Origin of the sequence: Microbulbifer salipaludis (genome assembly GCF_017303155.1) — a bacterium.
GTDB classification, from domain to species: Bacteria; Pseudomonadota; Gammaproteobacteria; order Pseudomonadales; family Cellvibrionaceae; genus Microbulbifer; species Microbulbifer salipaludis.
This window is the reverse complement of the sequence record NZ_JAEKJR010000001.1, coordinates 1,005,610-1,023,136: the sequence shown is the minus strand read 5'-3', so window position 1 is coordinate 1,023,136 and position 17,527 is coordinate 1,005,610. Positions and strand designations below refer to the sequence as shown.

The window sequence follows — 17,527 nt, the reverse complement described above, 5'->3', positions numbered from 1 at the left end:
GCCAAAATATTCAGCAGGAAACATTATGGAACATAAAATTCTTGAGGTATTTCTCGCCAATCAATGGCTGACCATACCCATATTCATCATTCTGGTAATAGGCTTTACGCTGTTCTGGTTCGGTGGCCTGATGGCTGCACTGACGGCACTGGGGAACAGCCGCTGGGTTTGGGGGCTGTCGTCGATTGTTCTGGGCCCGATCACTGGGCTTCCATACGCACTGATTTACAAAGAAGCCTCCTACGCGAAATCACTGATGATCAAGGGGCTGATTTGCCTGCTGGCGGGGTTGGTGCTGTCACTCGTCGCATGGGCCATCACCTGACCGTAAAAGTTGCTAACCCGCACGGAGATGCCGGTGGCTGCGTTTTGCTCGGTGACCCTAACTATTATCAGCGCTTTGGCTTCGAGCCAAGGGAGGCGCTGATTCTCCCCGGGGTGCCACCGGAGTATTTCCAGGCGCTGTTATTACGCGGCCCTTTGCCCAAAGGAATTGTTACCTATCATGTATCCTTTTCCGCGCAGGGCTAGCGAAGCTGACGGGCAAAGTGCAGTATTACATGCTTAGATTTTTGAAGCTGTCGAGGAAAAGATGATGCTTAGCGAACGAGAATTGAAGCTAATACAGAGGGCAGAAGCGCGTGTTAAGCAGGCTGTTGTGTTCAGATTGATGGCGATCGTCATTGCGCTGGTACTGATTGCCCTGTTTTTCCTCGGCTATTTGAACCCCGAAGAGTTAGCGTTTAGTGCGTTTGGACTGGCTCTACTTTCAGTTGTGGCACCGCAACTGGGCGGCACGCCAAAATACGAGGAGCTCGTTGCGGTACTCGCCAAACAGCGCAAGCAACAGCAGTCATCATAGGTACGCCCATAGTCCACGCTCCGGCATCCGGGTCACTGCGCTAACCACGGTTAGCCCAGCAGGCCAACATCCGCTATTCGGCTCGCCCAGCCATTTAAGCTGGATCGTTCGCTTATCCACTGTATTCACGTACCGGCCAAATACGCCAAACCAAAATAAGCGACGAAAAATTCTCGGTCGGATTTCCACTCAGCGAACAGGGTCAATATTTACATACTCTCTAGGGTTTGTGAGTGCAAACTGCGAAAATTACACGCGCTTACACGGCCTCGCCAGCACAAAAACAACGTGTTATAAAAGGTGCCAACAATAATATTTGATGCGCATTCCATTTCTTGTTTGGAGCCCATCACCGCCAACACGTAAATGTTATGCGCACCGCCGGTCCTCCCCCTCCAGACATTCCACTCGAATACACCGGCTTCTGGCCGCGCGTGGGAGCCTCGATCATTGATACCCTGATCATCATCGTCATCACCCTGCCGCTTCTGCTGTTGATTTACGGCTGGGCCTACATAGAGAGCGACGCGCTCTTCTTTGGCACCGCCGATGTGCTGATCAACTGGGTGTTCCCGTGTATCGCGATCATTGCTTTCTGGGTGTACAAGCAGGCCACCCCCGGCAAAATGGTCCTCGAAGCCAAAATCGTCGACGCCACCACCGGCGACAAGCCCAGCCTGAAGCAATACATCATCCGTTATCTCGGCTATTTCATCTCCACCATTCCTCTGGGACTCGGGCTGCTGTGGGTAGCCTGGGACGAGCGCAAGCAGGGCTGGCACGACAAGATGGCGAGAACAGTGGTGGTCAACCCGGAGAAAAAAGTTTCGGCAAATGATCAGGTCGCATCGAGCTAATTGATACATGCCCCGACGCCAGTTGGGGCATTATTGGAAGACTCTCAGGGGTTCACCTGTACCTACTAGAGTGTTTTAGTCCAACTCTCTAGTTTCTCGCATTTTCCGCAACACGCTACGGCGCGCTTGCGACTGACCCCGCAGCACGCTCTACGAGGAACTCGCATGAAAGCATTGCTCTTCGCTATATCCCTTTTCCTTCCTCTCGTCGCGTCCGCGAATCCTGTACCGGACTTTCCGTTTGTGATCGTCACAGAAACATTGGAGAAGGAGGTAAAGCCTGATTTTGCGACGGTGCGCTTCAGTATCCTGGCCTATGACGAATCCGCCAATGAGGCCATGCAGCAGCTTACACAGAGCGCGGCACAAATGCTTGAGGCACTGGGCAAGTACGGTGTGCTCGCCACGCAACTGGAATCCACGCAGATCGACAAGAACACCAAGCGGGCGAGAAAGGACGGGGCCTACAACCTGGAGATCCTGGGTTATGAAGTTCAGCAGGGGTTCAACCTGAAGATAACCGACCTCGAACACTATCCGGGCATTATGAATACGCTGGTCAGGCTGGATGGTGTTCAGGACATCGATGCGCTCTTTGAGACCGATAATGAGGAGGAGCACCAGGCCCAGATGATCAGGGAACTGAGCGCAAAAGCACGCGCAAAGGCCGATGCTCTCGCTCAGGCCCAGTCCAGAAAGGTAAAAAGTGTCTACGGTATTACCACGGAGAGTAACTTTGGTGAGGCCTACGCCATCTTTTCCCTGCAGTACAACCCAGAAGTATACGGCCTCGCAAAAACCTCCGCTGCGTACGGTATGAACCTGATTATGGCGGTGCCTGAATTCATCAAGGTGGGCCAACGGGTGACGGCAATCTATGAGCTCAAGTAAATCGCGCCGCCGCACCACCCAAACGAAGATAAATAGTTCACTTATCCACTTTATTCACGTGTAGTGGCCATTCACTTACCTGTTATTTTTCGAGCCAAACTATAGAATCAGCCCGCAAAATCAATGTGACGCAACTCACACAACATAGATAAGGACATATCGTGAAATATTTGTGGGCCCTTCTTTTCCTTTCGTCCAGCGCATTGGGTTCCGAGCTGCTTGAAAACTCTTCCAACATGGCTTTCGTGAATGGCAAAAGCAGTACCGGCCGCACCATGGTGGATCACCATTTGCTACAAAAAAGCCTGTACCTGACCAGTGGCGAAGAAGCCGACGAAGCCGACCGACAGGAAGAGTGCTCCCTGTCCACCAGCGTGTTCTGCGGTGGTATTCTCTATACCAAAGCGACTGAGGGGTGGTTTAAGGATTTCACCATTCTGCCCGGCTCTGGCGGTGAGCAGCAAATCAAGATTACGCCCTACCGTGGCAATCTGATTCTCGGAGAGAACCTTGCCCTGCCGTTGACCATTTATATGTCCGAGGTGTCGGACAGCGTCGATAGTGAAGACGTCAATGCGATCAAGCTTATCAACCCGGAACAGGGCCGCTTCAATTTCAATCTCAAATATGCCGGGCGTTATCGCATCGGTAAATTCTGCAAGTTTAACGACCCCAGCGACGGCAACTGCGCAGTGAGCCTGACCGCCGGCATGCGGTATCTCGGTCTGCGCCAGGTGAACGAACAGGAGGAGCTGGAAATCGAGCACTACTGGGGGTCGTATGTGGAACTGGCCAATACCTGGCTGTTCAAAATCCAGGACCCATCCCTGCAGGGCTTTATCGGTGAAGTGGCGCTGAAGCTCAACGCTTCCTACCTGTCGCAGAATATTGAAGATGGCAGCACGCTGTTCCCCGACGCCACTGATGCGGCCGGCGAGCCGATTGCCTTCGAGGAAGATTTCCTGTCTTACGGTGCGACGCTGACGTTCAAAATGAACGAGAAATTCAGTATCCGCACCCAGTACATCAAGTCCGACCAGGACGATCTGCTCGGCGACCGATCCTCCTTCGGTATTACCTACGATATCTAACGATTGCCCCCAGGCGGCCAGCCGCCTGTTCGTGCCCCGCCCCAAATCACGGGATGACAGGTGATTTGGGGCAGGCAGCGCCAACCCGATGCAGGAATATCCTTCCTCAAGACCTCCCCCACCAGCCCGGCCGTTCGTCGCCACCACTCCCGTTAACTAGACCTATCGGTTCTACGCCGCCCGGCAATGACTGGCGCCGCCCGTGGGCTTTACTGTTACCATGCCGCCCGTTAACCCGCCGCCAACCACTGCCCGGCCCATACCCCCATAGAGACACCAGATGACATTCGACACCTTGGGATTGAGCGACCCGATCCTGCAGGCCCTTGAAGACAAAGGCTATACCACCCCCACCGAGATTCAGCGCAAAGCGGTGCCCGCCATTCGCGCCGGCCGGGATGTGATTGCGACGGCGCAGACCGGTACCGGCAAGACCGCCGCGTTTGTGTTGCCCATGCTGGACGCCCTCGCCGGCCCGCGCACACGCCGGGCAAAGCGCCTGCGTGCGCTGATTCTGGTGCCCACCCGCGAACTGGCCCTGCAGGTGCAGGACAATATCGAGCAATACGGCAAGCATCTGTCGGTGGCGTCCATGGCAATGGTGGGCGGTGTGGACCTGGCGCCGCAAAAGCAGCAGCTGATCGATGGTGTGGATATTGTGGTGGCTACCCCCGGCCGCCTGCTGGACCTGGCACACCAGCGCGCGCTGTATTTCGATGAGCTGGAAATCCTGGTGCTGGATGAAGCCGACCGGATGCTGGACATGGGGTTTATCGACGACCTCGACAAGATCATTGCGCGCCTGCCGCAACAGCGTCAGAGCCTGCTGTTCTCGGCAACCCTGTCGAAACAGGTGAAGTCACTGGCGGAGTCTGTGGTCGACAACCCGCTGGAAGTCGCCATCGACAGCCACCAGAAAACCGCGCCCAAGATTTCCCAATGGCTGATTGCGGTGGACAAGCACAACAAGTCGGCCCTGCTCAGCCATCTGGTGCAGGAGCGCCACTGGACCCAGGCGCTGATCTTTATCCGCACCCAGCACGGCGCGGCGAAGCTGGTGAGCCAGCTGGAAAAACGCGGTATCCGGGCGGAGTCCATTCACGGCGGCAAGAGCCAGGCATCGCGCTCCAAGATACTGGCGGATTTCAAATCCGGTGCCATCCCGATTCTGGTCGCGACTGGTGTGGCCGCGCGCGGTATTGATATCGACGAGCTGGCGCGGGTGGTGAATTACGATATGCCTGACGATGCCGATGAGTATATCCATCGCATCGGCCGCACCGGCCGCGCCGGCTCCTCCGGTGAGGCGGTATCGCTGGTTTCCAAGGACGATTTCAAGCGCTTGTGTGCGGTAGAGCGGCGGCTGGGCAAAATCATCGAGCGAGTGACTGTAGATGCGTTCCCGGTGGTGAAAGACCTACCCGCATCGAATTTAAACTTCCGCCCGAAAAGTGGTAAAACGTCCAGGCCTGTAAAACAAGACCGTCCAGCGGCGAAGCCAGACAAGACGTCCAAGCCCGCCCAAACGACTCCCTGGGGAAGCATAAAGAAATGATCGACTTCGAAAATAAGAGCCTGTTCAAACTCAAGCAGAATCCGAGCTTTGCCGAAAAGGTCGCGCCACTGCTGCTCGACGGTGAAGAGATACTGGATTCCTTCAAATCCATGCGCGACGGTGTGGTATTTACCAGCAAGCGCATTATCGCGGTCAACGTGCAGGGCATCACCGGCAGCAAGAAGGATTTCACTTCCCTGCCCTACAAGAACATCGTCGCCTATTCGGTGGAGACCTCGGGCACGTTCGATATCGACAGTGAGCTGGAGCTGTATTTTTCCGCACTGGGCAAGGTGCGTTTTGAATTCAGCGGCAAGGCGCGGCTGATGGATATTGCCCATTATATTGGCCGCTACGCCCTCTGAACCCAACCGCTTTCCACCCACCCAGACGAGCCCGCCATGTCCCTGTTATTTGAAGAGATCGATAGCCAGCCTTCCCCCCTGGGGGAGATTTCCCTGCGCAGAAGGCGCATACCCGCGCTGGGGGATCGGGATATCTACGAGGTAAAGCTGGGCGATGAGTTTTTGATGTCGAGCATGTTCGTGGCCGCAGAGGAAGCGCTGGCCACCCTCGGTTTGGCGCAGTGCAAGGGTGACAAGCTGCAGGTGGTGGTGGGCGGCCTGGGGCTGGGTTATACCGCCGTGGCCGCGCTGCAGGATCCGCGCGTGGCGGAATTGCTGGTGGTGGACGCGCTGGAAACGGTGATTGGCTGGCACAAGGCAGAGCTGGTGCCACTGGGCAAGACGCTGAACGCCGACTCCAGAAACCGCTATGTGCACGGCAGTTTTTTTGACCTGGCAACGGCACCCGCTACTGGCTTTGACCCGGACCACCCCGGCAAGAAGCTGGATGCCATTTTGCTGGATATCGATCACTCCCCCACGGAATACCTGAATGCCGCCAACGCCAGTTTCTATACCACCGAAAACCTGGCGCTGATGGCGCAACAGTTAAAGCCCGGTGGCGTGTTTGCCATGTGGTCGCAGAACCTGCCAGACCCGCAGTTTGAGGCGCTGCTGAAGACGGTGTTTGACACGGTGGAATCCCACGTGGTGTCGTTCTACAACCCGTTTATGAGTGGCGACTCCACCAATTCCGTGTATGTCTGCCGCAAGGGAACAGGCGGCTGACAAAGTGACGGTCGCCGCCCAGCGCTGATCAAGCACGACACCGGGCACTCAACCTGTCACCAGACCTTCCATTAAACCTTGCGCGACAGCTCGCGAATCTCGCGATTGAGAATCCGGTCGTTGTCCTGGTAGTCCACCGGCACGTCGATCAGGTGGACGCCGCCCTCCTGTCGACAGCGCTCAATGGTGGGCTGCAGTTCTTCGGTGGCCTCGATACGGTGGCCGCTGGCACCATAGGATTGTGCATAGGCGACGAAATCCGGGTTGCCGAAATCCAGTCCGAAATCGTGGAAGTCCATCTGCGCCTGCTTCCATTTGATCATGCCGTAGCCATCGTCCCGCAGCACCAGGATGACCAGATCGAGCTTGAGGCGCACCGCGGTTTCAAGCTCTTGTGAGTTCATCATGAATCCGCCGTCGCCACAGATGGCGAGCACGCTCCGCTCCGGGTAGACCAGTTTGGCGGCCATGGCCGATGGCAGCCCGGCACCCATGGTGGCGAGGGCATTGTCGAGCAGCACGGTGTTGGGGGCATGCGCCTGGTAATTGCGCGCAAACCAGATTTTGTACATGCCATTGTCCAGCGCGATGATGCCATCCGCGGGCACCGCCTCGCGCACCTCCTTCACCAGCCGCTGCGGCTTGACCGGGAAGCTGTCGTCCTGCGCACCTTCCTGTATGTGTTTTTGCAGCGCATTGCGAATGCGATGGGCGTCGGCAAAACTCCAGTGGTCCTGCGGCTCCAGCTGCTCCTTTAACTGCCACAGGCTGTTGGCAATATCCCCGACCACTTCAATCTGCGGGAAGTACACCGGGTCTACCTCTGCGGAACTGAAATTGATATGCACCACGGCAGGACCGCCGGGGCGCATGAAGAATGGCGGTTTCTCTACCACGTCGTGGCCCACGTTGATGATGAGATCCGCCTGGTCGATGGCGCGATGCACGAAGTCGCCATCGGAGAGCGCGGTGTTGCCAATAAAGTGGCTGCTGGCCTCGTCGATGACACCCTTGCCCATCTGTGTGGTCACCACGGGAATGCCGAGCTTTTCCACCAGCTCGCGCAGCATTTTGGCGGTGAGCTTGCGATTGGCACCGGCACCGATCAGCAACAGTGGTTTGCGTGCGGCGGAGATTGCCTGGGCCGCCTGGCGCACAGCTTTTTCTTCGGCGATGGGGCGGCGGGTATAGCTGGGCTCCAGCACCGGCATGGTGGAGTGTTCCTGGGCAATGTCTTCCGGCAATTCCAGATGGGTGGCGCCGGGGCGCTCTTCCTCCGCGTGCCGGAAGGCTTCGCGCACGTGCGCCGGTACATTGTCGCCACTGACGATCACCTTGGTGAACTTGGTGAGTGGCTGCATCATGTCGACGATGTCGATAATCTGGAACTGCCCTTGTTTTGAGCTTTTGATCGGCTTCTGCCCGGTTACCATCACCATGGGCATGGCGCCGAGCTGGGCGTAGGCCGCTGCGGTAACCAGGTTGGTGGCACCGGGGCCGAGGGTGGAGAGACAGACGCCGGCGTTGCCGGTAAGTCGGCCGTAGGTGGCCGCCATAAAGCCCGCTGCCTGTTCGTGACGCCCGATGATCAACTTGATTTTTGAGCCGCGCAGGGATTCCAGCAGATCGAGATTTTCTTCCCCGGGAATGCCGAATACAAATTCCACACCTTCTGCTTCCAGCGCACGAACAAACAAGTCGGATGCTTTCACCACAATAACCCCCAAGGTTGACTGACTGTGCACCCGGCCGGCGCGTTATTTCGCGCAAGCGCACGGGCGCAGGTTGACTAGCAGGGTAGCAGAGTGGCGGCTAACAGGCCCCGGCTCGCGCCGCTTGGGCAAAACCCGGGGGAATGAGCCAATATTGCTGAAAACCGGGATTTTCTGCATGGCCTTCACCGATTCCCTGAACCAGCTCTCACTGCCAGTATTCGGCGGTCTATCCGTCCTGTTGGTGCTGGTGGCCATGTTTGTTGGCTCTCATCTCGGCTTGCGCAGTGTCCGCAATGGCAATCTCAGCGACGCCTCTATCGGCAGTGCGGTGGCGGCGATTCTCGGCCTGCTCGCATTTCTGCTGGCCTTCACTTTTAACTCCACCGCGGAACGCTTTATCCAGCGCAAGGCACTGTTGCTGGACGAAGTAAACGCCATATCCACCACCTACCTGCGCGCAGACCTGCTCCCCCTACAGCAGCGGCGCGAAGCCCGCGCGCTGCTGGCCGAGTATGCCACGCTGCGCGATATCGATCCGACACATACGGAGAGCCTCCCGCAACTGCTGGCACGCAGCAAGGCGATTCACGAAGCGCTGTGGAACATTGTGGCCGAGCTTAACGATGCCCAATACGATGCCGTGCGCCTCGGCAAGTTTCTCGACTCCCTCAATACGGTGATTGATTTCAACACCTCCAGAATTTATGTGGGTAGCCGCTACCGGATCCCGACCCCCATGTGGGGGGCGCTCGCCCTGGTGACCGCGCTGGCCATGTTCGGCATCGGCTTCCAGTTGGGCGCTGGGCGCCGTGGTTCGCTGCAAATCAATCTGGCCCTGGCGTTCTCCTTTTCGATTGTGATCCTGCTGATCGCCGACCTCGACCGCGCCGCCCAGGGCTGGCTCATCATCGACCAGGCACCCATGTCCGAGCTCAGCCAGGAGTTGCAGGAGGCGGAACGGAAAGCGGCTCCCTGACCGCGGGACGCTCACTTTTTAGACGGTTTTCTCGACACTCCGCCCGCCAGCCCTTATAGTGCGCGGCCCGCCACGCCTGTGGTGGCCACCAGCGATAACGCTCAGCAATACCGCCCACCTTCTTGCCTCCGGGAATAGTCTCTTGATCACCACCGCCAATATCACCATGCAGTTTGGTGCCCAGCCGCTGTTTGAAAACATCTCTGCCAAGTTCGGCAACGGCAACCGCTATGGCCTGATCGGTGCCAATGGCTGTGGCAAGTCCACCTTCATGAAGATCCTGAGTGGTGCGCTGGCGCCGTCTGCGGGCAATGTGTCCATCGAGCCCGGCTGTACCGTCGGTGTGCTTAGCCAGGACCAGTTCGCGTTTGAAGAGTACTCGGTGGTCGACACGGTCATCATGGGCGACAGCCGCCTGTGGGCGATCAAGCAGGAGCGCGACCGTATCTATTCGCTGCCGGAAATGAGCGAAGCAGAAGGCATGCGCGTGGCAGACCTGGAGGTCCAGTTCGCCGAGCTGGACGGCTACAGCGCCGAGAGCCGCGCCGGTGAGATCCTGCTGGAGGCGGGCATTGAGGAGTCCCTGCACTTCGGCTCCATGAAGCAGGTGGCACCGGGCTGGAAGGTGCGCGTGCTGCTGGCACAGGCCCTGTTTGCCGACCCGGATATCCTGCTGCTGGACGAGCCCACCAACAACCTGGATATCCACACCATCCACTGGTTGGCGGAGGTGCTGAACCAGCGCCGCTCCACCATGATCATCATTTCCCACGATCGCCACTTCCTGAATCAGGTCTGCACCCATATGGCGGATATCGATTACGGCGAGCTGCGTATCTTCCCCGGGAACTACGAGGATTTTGTTGCGGCCTCCACCCTGATTCAGGACCAGCTGCACGCGGAAAACGCGAAGAAGAGCGCCGAGCTGGAAGAACTGCAGTCGTTTGTAAACCGCTTCTCGGCCAATGCCTCCAAGGCCAAACAGGCCAGCTCCCGCGCCAAGAAGATGGAAAAAATCAAGCTGGAGGAAGTAAAACCCTCCAGCCGCGTCAAACCCTACATCACGTTCCAGCAGTGCAAAAAACTGCACCGCCAGGCACTGATTCTGGAAGATCTGGCCCACGGCTACGACGGTGAGACCCTGTTTGCCGGTGGCGAGATGATTCTGGAGGCCGGTGCCCGCCTCGCCGTGATCGGCGAAAACGGTGTGGGCAAGACCACCTTGCTGCGCTGCCTGGTGGATCAGCTGCAGGCCAATAGCGGCGTGGTGAAGTGGTCCGAGAACGCGGCCATCGGCTACTGCCCGCAGGACAGCAGCGCGGATTTTGACAACGACCTGACCATCTTCGAGTGGATGTCCCAGTGGCGCACCCCGAAGCACGACGATCTGGCGGTGCGGGGTATGCTCGGGCGCCTGCTGTTTACCGCAGACGACGCCAACAAGAAGGCCCGGGTGTGCTCCGGTGGGGAGAAGAACCGCCTGCTGTTCGGCAAGCTGATGATGATGGACACCAACGTGCTCATCATGGACGAGCCCACCAACCACCTGGATATGGAATCCATCGAGGCGCTCAACAAGGCCCTGAGCCAGTATGAGGGCACCCTGATTTTCGTCAGCCACGACCGCCAGTTCGTCTCCTCCCTGGCCACCCGGGTGCTGGAGATCAAAGACCACCAGCTGGTGGATTTCCAGGGCACCTACGACGAATACCTGACAGATCGGGCACGGGCGGAAGCACGCGCGGCCTGAGGCCGCTGGGCGCTCTCTGCGGCGCACCGCAAAGGCATCACGAAGGCATAACGAAGGCAGCGCGGGGATTAAATTCCCGCCTTTTGCCACTCGTCTGTCAACCAATGGACCGGCACTCCCGTTGAGTAGGAGTGACAATAATCCATTGGAGCCACCGATGAACGAACATAATTCCACCTCGCGCCTTTGGCGCATTCTCTCCACGTTGCTGCTGGCGCTGGCGCTGACCGCCTGTGGTAGCGGCAACAGCAGTGACGACACCGCGCAAACCCCCGAGGCCGACATCCCCCCACCCAGTGGCGCGGTGTGCGAAACCACTGACGACGACCCCACCTCCAGTGAATGCGGCCAGGTACTGGTGAGCATGACCGATGCCGAGGGCGACTTTGTGCGCTACGCCGTGGATGTGCGCTCACTGAGCCTGGAGCGCCGCGATGGCACGATGGTGGAGGTGTTACCCCGCACCACCACTGTGGACTTCAGTCAGTATGTCGAGCTTTCGGAGCTGGTCACCGCAGCCACTGTGCCAGTGGGCAACTACGTCGCGAGCACCATCACCCTGGATTTCAGCGCCGCTGATATTCAGGTGGAAGTGGATGGCAGCGCCGCCCCGGCACAGGTTGTGGACGCCAGCGGTGCGCCGGTCACGGAAGTCACCCTGGACCTGCAATTCGATACCCTGAAGCCCCTGAGCATCACCCCGGGAGTGCCGGCCTCGCTGACGGTAGATTTCAATCTGGCGGCGTCTCACCTGGTAGACACCAGCGTCTCACCGGCGCGGGCGGAGCTGCACCCGGTACTTACGGCGGCCCTGGATCCCGTCGAACAGAAGGAATTCCGTATCCGCGGCCCACTGATCCATGTGGATGAGTCCGACAATAGCTACCGGCTGGCGCTGCGCCCCTTTTACCGTCAGGAAGGACGCTTCGGGGGCATCAATATCGCCACCACCACGGAAACCAGCTGGGACATCAACGGGGAAAGTTACACCGGCGCCACCGGCCTGAGTGCGCTGGCGGAGCAGTCCAATGGCACTGCAACCCTCGCGTTTGGCGCTTACAACGCGGAAACGCAGGTATTTACCGCCGAGATCGTTTATGCCGGCAGCAGCCTGCCAGGAGGCACCCTGGATGCCGTTCACGGCCATGTAGTGGCGCGTAGCGGCGATGAAGTCACCCTCAAGGGGGCTCGCCTGATTCGGGCCGATGGCAGTGTGGTGTTCAATGACACACTGACATTACAGCTGGGCGAGAGCACCCGCGTGCGCAAGTCCCGCTACCCGATGGCGTTGCTGGGGACCGACAGCCTCTCCGTTGGCCAGCGCATCAGTGCCTTGGGCACCTGGGATGGTGAGCGCCTGGATGCCAGCGAGGGCGCCGTACGCCTGCGCCTGACCAGCGTCAGTGCCACCCTCAACCATTCGGCCGATGCCGAACTGGAAGTGACCGCCCTGGCCTTCGGCGCCCGCGGTGTGGACCTGTTCGACTTCACCGGCACCGGTATCGACCCGGACAACGACGCCGACCCCGCCCATTACCAGATAAACCTCGATGGAATGAATCCCGGCAGCCTGGCGTCTGGTGCCCCACTGCGTATCCGCGGTTTTGCCACCCCCTTCGGCAGTGCACCGGCGGACTTCGATGCCGTGTCTGTGGCGGACTACAGCAATGCCGCGGCTCAGCTGTTGGTAAGCTGGGCCGGAGAGGGTAGCAACAGTGCCCTGACGCAACTGGATGCCAACGGCCTGCAGCTCAATCTGGACCCCGAACTGCTCGGCACGGCGCACCACCTGCGTCGAGGTGGCATTCGCACCGACCTGCTGGCGATGACCGAACAGCCCCAAATCGCCCCCGCCTTTGACCGCGGTGTCTTTGCCCTGGTGCAGGACGGCGAGGTCACTATGCATGGCAACTTCGCCAATTTCGCCACCGATCTCGGCACAAGGCTCGACAATGGCGCCCAAGTTAAGCTGCTGCACGGTGCCGGTGGCTACCGGGACGGGCAGTTTAATTTCATGACAATGTCAGTGATCTTGCGTAATTTATAGACAGGAGGGCCACTTCCCGATAAAGTGGCCCCCGCTAGAAAGAAAGACTTTTATTGATACCGCTACATCGCTGTCGTACTCGCAACGCCACGTTCTGTATTTACCGTGACCTGCAGTTACTAAGAGCCTTTACCTCAAGCACCACCCGCCTCTCGTAGGCAACACTCTTTTTAATTTCAGGAAATTAGATATGTCTAATACAGTAACTGGCACCGTTAAATGGTTCGACGAAGCAAAAGGTTTTGGTTTTATTGAGCAGCAGTCCGGTCCGGACGTTTTCGCTCACTTCAGCGCCATCTCCAGCAGCGGCTTCCGCACCCTGACTGAAGGCCAAGCTGTTGAGTTCACCGTAACTCAAGGCAAAAAAGGCCCGCAGGCTGAAAACATCGTAGTGGTATAAGACCCTACCGATGTGAAAACGGGCCCTTCGGGGCCCGTTTTTGTTTGTGTACGATTTCCGCTATTCCACTGTCTATTCCACTATCTATTCCATCAACGGCTTGTGCCGCTCCGCATCCTGAAACTGCAACTCCGCCAGCCGCTTGTACAACGGCGATTTCTCGATCAGCTCCCCGTGGCTGCCCTGTGCCACCAGCTTTCCCTCGTGTAACACCGCAATACTGTCCGCGTGCAGAATCGTTGCCAGTCGATGGGCGATGATAATGGTGGTGCGCCCCTGCATCAGGGTCTCCAGCGCCTGTTGTACGTGGTGCTCACTCTCTGCATCCAGCGCACTGGTGGCCTCGTCCAGCAGCAGGATTTTCGGGTCTTTGAGAATTGCGCGGGCAATGGCGATGCGCTGCCGCTGCCCGCCCGACAAACGCGCACCCTGCTCGCCCAGATGGCTGTTGTAACCGTCTGGCAGCTGCTCGATAAACTCGTGGGCGTGGGCGGCTTTGGCGGCGGCAACAACCGCCGCGTCGCTGGCCGCGGGGTTGCCGTAGCGAATGTTGTACCAGACATCCGCGGTAAACAGCGCCGGCTGTTGTGGCACCACGGCCATTTGCCGACGCAGGGTGGTTGTATCCAGCTCGCGGATGTCCACACCATCCAGGGTGATGCGGCCCCGCAGCGGTTCGTAAAAGCGCTGCAGTAATTCCAGCACCGTGGACTTGCCCGCCCCCGATGGGCCAACCAGTGCGAGACTCTTGCCGGCGGCAACCGTCAGGCTCAACTGGTGCAGGGCGGGGTGCTCCGGGCGCGAGGGATAACTGAAGTCCACCATCTCGAGCGCCAGCAGCCCTGCGCCTGTATGTGCAGCGGTGGCGGAAGGCTGCGCATTACTACTCGCCGGAATTTCCGCCTCCACCTGCAACAGGTCCATCAGGCGCTCGGTGGCACCGGTGGCGCGCTGCAGTTCGCCGTAGACCTCGGAGATGGTCGCTACCGCCGAGCCCATCAACATGGCGTAGAACACGAACGCGGCCAGGTCACCGCTGCTCATGCGCCCGGCGATCATGTCGTTGCCGCCCACCCACAGCAACGCACTCACGGCGCCGAACATCAACAGGATCACCACGGCAATCAGCAGCGAGCGCTGCCGAATGCGCCGCCTGGCCACATCGAATGCCGCTTCCACCTCGCCGGCGAACGCCTGTTTTTCATAGGGCTCACGGGTGTAACTCTGCACGGTCTTGATGTGCTGGATAATCTCACCGGCGTAGCTGCCTACATCGGCGATGGAGTCCTGACTGGCCTTGGAGAGTTTCCGCACCCGCCGCCCGTACAGCACGATGGGCAGCAACACCAGCGGCACCCCCACCAGTACCATCAGGCTCAGCTTCAGATTGGTAAACAGCAGCAGAATCAGCGCACCCACGAACATCAGCACACTGCGCAGCGCCATGGAAAACGAGGTGCCGATAATGTGTTGCAGCAGGGTGGTATCAGTGGTGAGACGGGACATAATCTCGCCACTGCGGTTGGTTTCAAAATAACTGGGGTGCAGGGTCACGAGTTGATCGAACACCGCCTTGCGCAGGTCCGCCACCACACGCTCCCCCAGCCACGACACTAAATAGTGCCGCGCATAGGTGCCCATGGCCATTAGCCCGGCCAGCACCAGCAAAACGAGTACCGCCCGGGACAACGACTGGCTGGAGTCGCCAGTCAGGCCTTCATCGACCAGCAGGCGGACGCCCTGACCAATCGACAGGGTAATACCCGCGGTAAACACCAGCGCAACTGCCGCCCCCAGCAGCACCATTTTGTAGGGCCGCATAAATTGCCACAGCGCAACCAGCATTTGCCGCGCACTCATCGCAGCGGACTTGGACACAGGGGCGTTGGTTTGTGGATCGTGACTGGCTGGCGCGCTGGGGCTCGGCATAAACTTCTCGCGGTTGGCAACAGCTCCGAGTATGCGGGGGATGGTGGCCGCTTGAAAGTAAGAACCGGCGTCTAGCGGAACATTAATTCCGGGTTGACCATGGTCTTCATTTCCAGCACGTTGCCGTTGGGATCGGTTATGAAAAACGTTTCCTGCTCATACTCGTCCCCCTCAAAGCGCCGATAGGGCTTGTCGAGATATTCCAGCCCGGCAGCCTCAATACGCGCCTTCAGTGCCTGGAATTCATCGTTTGGCAGGTGCGCGCCAAAATGCGGCACCGCAACGGCGCCCATGTCGACGTCGTGACGCACATTGGGCAGCTGCTCCTCACTCTGGTGCAGGGTGAGTTCGTTGCCCCAGAAATCGATATCGACCCAGCGCCCCGCCTCACTGTTGCCACTTTTACATCCCAGCACATCGCAGTAGAAAGCCTTGGTCGTCTCCAGATCACCGGCCGGAATGGCCAGGTGCATGCAGTTGGATTTCATCATCACCTTCCTCTCGCTCTTCAACCAGAATTGTTATTGGTCTGCAAAGGTATCAAGAATTTTAGTCAACGGTATTTTGACAGGTTGCGCTGTTCGCAATGCCGCAATCCCGCTGGCACCTTAATTTGCAAACATGCGCCCGTCGTGTGCGCCCACCGGTCTCAACTATATTGATTCGAAGCAGACTACCGGAGCATCGGCGCCCCCACCCTGGAGACTATGCACAGTACACGCATGAAAAACCTGGTGGCCGCGCTCACCATGGCGGCACTGACAGCCTGCGGCAACCAGGCAATACAACACTGTCAGGCGGGAGAATCCCTGCAGTTCCACGACCTGCTGTATTTCGGCACCGAGCGCGGTGAACAACGGCCGGTGACCGACGCGGAATGGGCCGCGTTTGTGCAAGAGGTGCTGACGGTGCATTTCCCGGATGGGCTCACGGTACTCTCCGGAACCGGCCAGTGGACATCGGGCACCGGGGATATCGTGCGCGAGCGGAGCCATGTGCTATCTCTGGTACACACCGGCAACACCGAGAGCGAAGCCTCCATCACCACACTGATCAATACCTACAAAACCCGTTTCGACCAGGAGTCGGTGTTGCGGGTACGCAGCGCTGCCTGCGTTGCTTTCCGTTAAAAACCCCCGGATTCGATCCGCCCCAATTCGCACCGATTGATTCTCCGCCAACTTGCACCGTCGACTCATCGACGCCCTACCTTCGCCCTGTCGCAGAGGCGCCGAGCTGAACGTCAACTTAACGCAACATTTAGCATCTTCATCGACATCACGCATCTATCTCGCAATTTTTATGTGTCTATAGGCAAACACACAGGAGAAAATAGCGATGCGATGGATAGCGATATTGGCGGTGATGATGCAGGTTGGCTGCGCTGGCAGTCATCAGGTCGCGGCGACCGTGGTGCCGGAGATGGACACGGCAGCAGTCATGGAGACCGTGCTGAAGCAAAACCTGAACAAGCAAAGCTGGCCCCAGGCAACGAAGGGCGAACTCGAAGACAGCGATGTATTACATGCCCAGGACCTGCTGACACTGACCCCGGAAATGCAGGCGTTCGTGGACTCGATAGACCCCTCCCTGTCTCCCTCGCGGCGCTTTCGGCGCATGGTGCGCACGCTGAAGAGCGAAGGGTTCGAACTGGAGTACGACCTGGACACGACCACCACCGCGGCGGAGGCGTTTGCGCAGCGCCGGGGCAACTGTATTTCCTTTGCCGCACTGATTGTGGCACTGGCACGGGAGGTGGGGCTTGAGGCACACTTCAATCAAGTGGAAGTCCCAGTGGAACAGCGTGCGACCACGGGTGGGCGCGGCAGGGCACTGGTGCAGAATATTTTGCACATCAATGCGGAAGTGACTTTCGGCTGGACCGTACGGGTATTCGAGTTCAACTTCGAGCCGCGCCCGGATTTCCCCCATCACCGTCTGGAAGATAAAACCGTGCAGGCGCTCTACCTGAACAACCGCGCTCTGGAACTGGCCAAGACCAAACAGTGGGACGGAGCGCTGTCCATGCTGTCGGAGGCGATTACACTCACACCGGCGACCAGCCTGTTGTGGAACAGTCTTGGCTATATTCACCGGCAAACCGGCAACCTGCAACTGGCTGAAATCAGTTACACCCAGGCACTCGCCCTCGACAGTGACAATCACGCAGCGAGAAATAATCTGCGCCGGGTGAACAAACTGCAAAGCGAGCGCGGCCTGTCGCAAATAGCGGAGCGCGCCGACCGGCAAGAGCAGGGCTCATGATCTCGCGCCCTGCAGCGCAGCGTTTTTTACAGGAAGGTTATGCCGAACCTGCGGCG

17 protein-coding genes are annotated in these 17,527 nt (G+C 58.6%); 14 read left to right on the top strand and 3 right to left on the bottom strand.

Features of this window, described 5'->3' with window-relative positions:
• The first annotated feature begins 25 nt into the window (after positions 1-25).
• The 8 genes from JF535_RS04240 (at position 26) to JF535_RS04205 (ending at position 6,389) form a co-directional block, all read left to right on the top strand.
• A complete protein-coding gene (locus JF535_RS04240; protein WP_242523583.1) occupies positions 26-325 on the top strand; it encodes a hypothetical protein in 300 nt (99 codons plus the stop codon).
• Between the two features lie 267 nt (positions 326-592).
• The gene (locus JF535_RS04235) at positions 593-862 is read left to right on the top strand and encodes a hypothetical protein (protein ID WP_206999439.1); all 270 of its coding nucleotides are present in this window, start codon (positions 593-595) and stop codon (positions 860-862) included.
• A 371-nt stretch (positions 863-1,233) separates the two neighbouring features.
• Positions 1,234-1,719, top strand: a complete 486-nt coding sequence (locus JF535_RS04230; RefSeq protein WP_206999437.1) for an RDD family protein — start codon at positions 1,234-1,236, stop codon at positions 1,717-1,719.
• A 165-nt stretch (positions 1,720-1,884) separates the two neighbouring features.
• On the top strand, positions 1,885-2,610 hold the full coding sequence (locus JF535_RS04225) for an SIMPL domain-containing protein (RefSeq protein WP_206999435.1): 726 nt from the start codon (positions 1,885-1,887) through the stop codon (positions 2,608-2,610).
• Positions 2,611-2,771: 161 nt separating this feature from the next.
• Entirely contained in the window at positions 2,772-3,701 is a 930-nt protein-coding gene (locus JF535_RS04220) for a hypothetical protein (RefSeq protein ID WP_206999433.1), read from the top strand.
• 280 nt (positions 3,702-3,981) lie between these two features.
• Positions 3,982-5,256: a DEAD/DEAH box helicase gene (locus JF535_RS04215; protein ID WP_206999431.1), complete on the top strand. Its 1,275-nt coding sequence runs from the start codon at positions 3,982-3,984 to the stop codon at positions 5,254-5,256.
• On the top strand, positions 5,253-5,621 hold the full coding sequence (locus tag JF535_RS04210; RefSeq protein ID WP_066960988.1) for a PH domain-containing protein: 369 nt from the start codon (positions 5,253-5,255) through the stop codon (positions 5,619-5,621). The genes JF535_RS04215 and JF535_RS04210 overlap by 4 nt, the downstream gene beginning before the upstream one ends.
• A 36-nt stretch (positions 5,622-5,657) precedes the next feature.
• The gene (locus JF535_RS04205; protein ID WP_206999428.1) at positions 5,658-6,389 is read left to right on the top strand and encodes a polyamine aminopropyltransferase; all 732 of its coding nucleotides are present in this window, start codon (positions 5,658-5,660) and stop codon (positions 6,387-6,389) included.
• A gap of 71 nt (positions 6,390-6,460) precedes the next feature.
• Here JF535_RS04205 and JF535_RS04200 read toward each other — a convergent pair whose 3' ends face one another.
• The gene (locus JF535_RS04200) at positions 6,461-8,101 is read right to left on the bottom strand and encodes an acetolactate synthase large subunit (RefSeq protein WP_340674115.1); all 1,641 of its coding nucleotides are present in this window, start codon (positions 8,099-8,101) and stop codon (positions 6,461-6,463) included.
• A gap of 178 nt (positions 8,102-8,279) precedes the next feature.
• Between JF535_RS04200 and JF535_RS04195 the strand changes: the two genes are divergently transcribed.
• The 4 genes from JF535_RS04195 to JF535_RS04180 all read left to right on the top strand — a co-directional run bounded on the left by JF535_RS04195 (position 8,280) and on the right by JF535_RS04180 (position 13,277).
• On the top strand, positions 8,280-9,080 hold the full coding sequence (locus JF535_RS04195) for a bestrophin-like domain (RefSeq protein ID WP_206999423.1): 801 nt from the start codon (positions 8,280-8,282) through the stop codon (positions 9,078-9,080).
• Between the two features lie 142 nt (positions 9,081-9,222).
• Entirely contained in the window at positions 9,223-10,830 is a 1,608-nt protein-coding gene (locus JF535_RS04190; RefSeq protein WP_206999421.1) for an ABC-F family ATPase, read from the top strand.
• 157 nt (positions 10,831-10,987) lie between these two features.
• Complete coding sequence (locus JF535_RS04185) at positions 10,988-12,877, top strand: DUF4382 domain-containing protein (RefSeq protein WP_206999420.1); 1,890 nt, start codon at positions 10,988-10,990, stop codon at positions 12,875-12,877.
• Between the two features lie 190 nt (positions 12,878-13,067).
• Positions 13,068-13,277: a cold-shock protein gene (locus JF535_RS04180; protein ID WP_066960971.1), complete on the top strand. Its 210-nt coding sequence runs from the start codon at positions 13,068-13,070 to the stop codon at positions 13,275-13,277.
• An 84-nt stretch (positions 13,278-13,361) separates the two neighbouring features.
• Here JF535_RS04180 and JF535_RS04175 read toward each other — a convergent pair whose 3' ends face one another.
• Positions 13,362-15,206, bottom strand: a complete 1,845-nt coding sequence (locus JF535_RS04175) for an ABC transporter transmembrane domain-containing protein (protein WP_206999418.1) — start codon at positions 15,204-15,206, stop codon at positions 13,362-13,364.
• A 71-nt stretch (positions 15,207-15,277) separates the two neighbouring features.
• On the bottom strand, positions 15,278-15,697 hold the full coding sequence (locus tag JF535_RS04170) for a VOC family protein (RefSeq protein ID WP_242523582.1): 420 nt from the start codon (positions 15,695-15,697) through the stop codon (positions 15,278-15,280).
• Positions 15,698-15,913: 216 nt separating this feature from the next.
• Between JF535_RS04170 and JF535_RS04165 the strand changes: the two genes are divergently transcribed.
• Together JF535_RS04165 and JF535_RS04160 are read left to right on the top strand one after the other, a co-directional pair.
• The gene (locus JF535_RS04165) at positions 15,914-16,336 is read left to right on the top strand and encodes a DUF3574 domain-containing protein (RefSeq protein ID WP_206999409.1); all 423 of its coding nucleotides are present in this window, start codon (positions 15,914-15,916) and stop codon (positions 16,334-16,336) included.
• 208 nt (positions 16,337-16,544) lie between these two features.
• Positions 16,545-17,471 (top strand): transglutaminase domain-containing protein, encoded by a 927-nt coding sequence (locus JF535_RS04160; RefSeq protein WP_206999407.1) that lies wholly within the window; start codon positions 16,545-16,547, stop codon positions 17,469-17,471.
• Positions 17,472-17,527 lie beyond the last annotated feature (56 nt).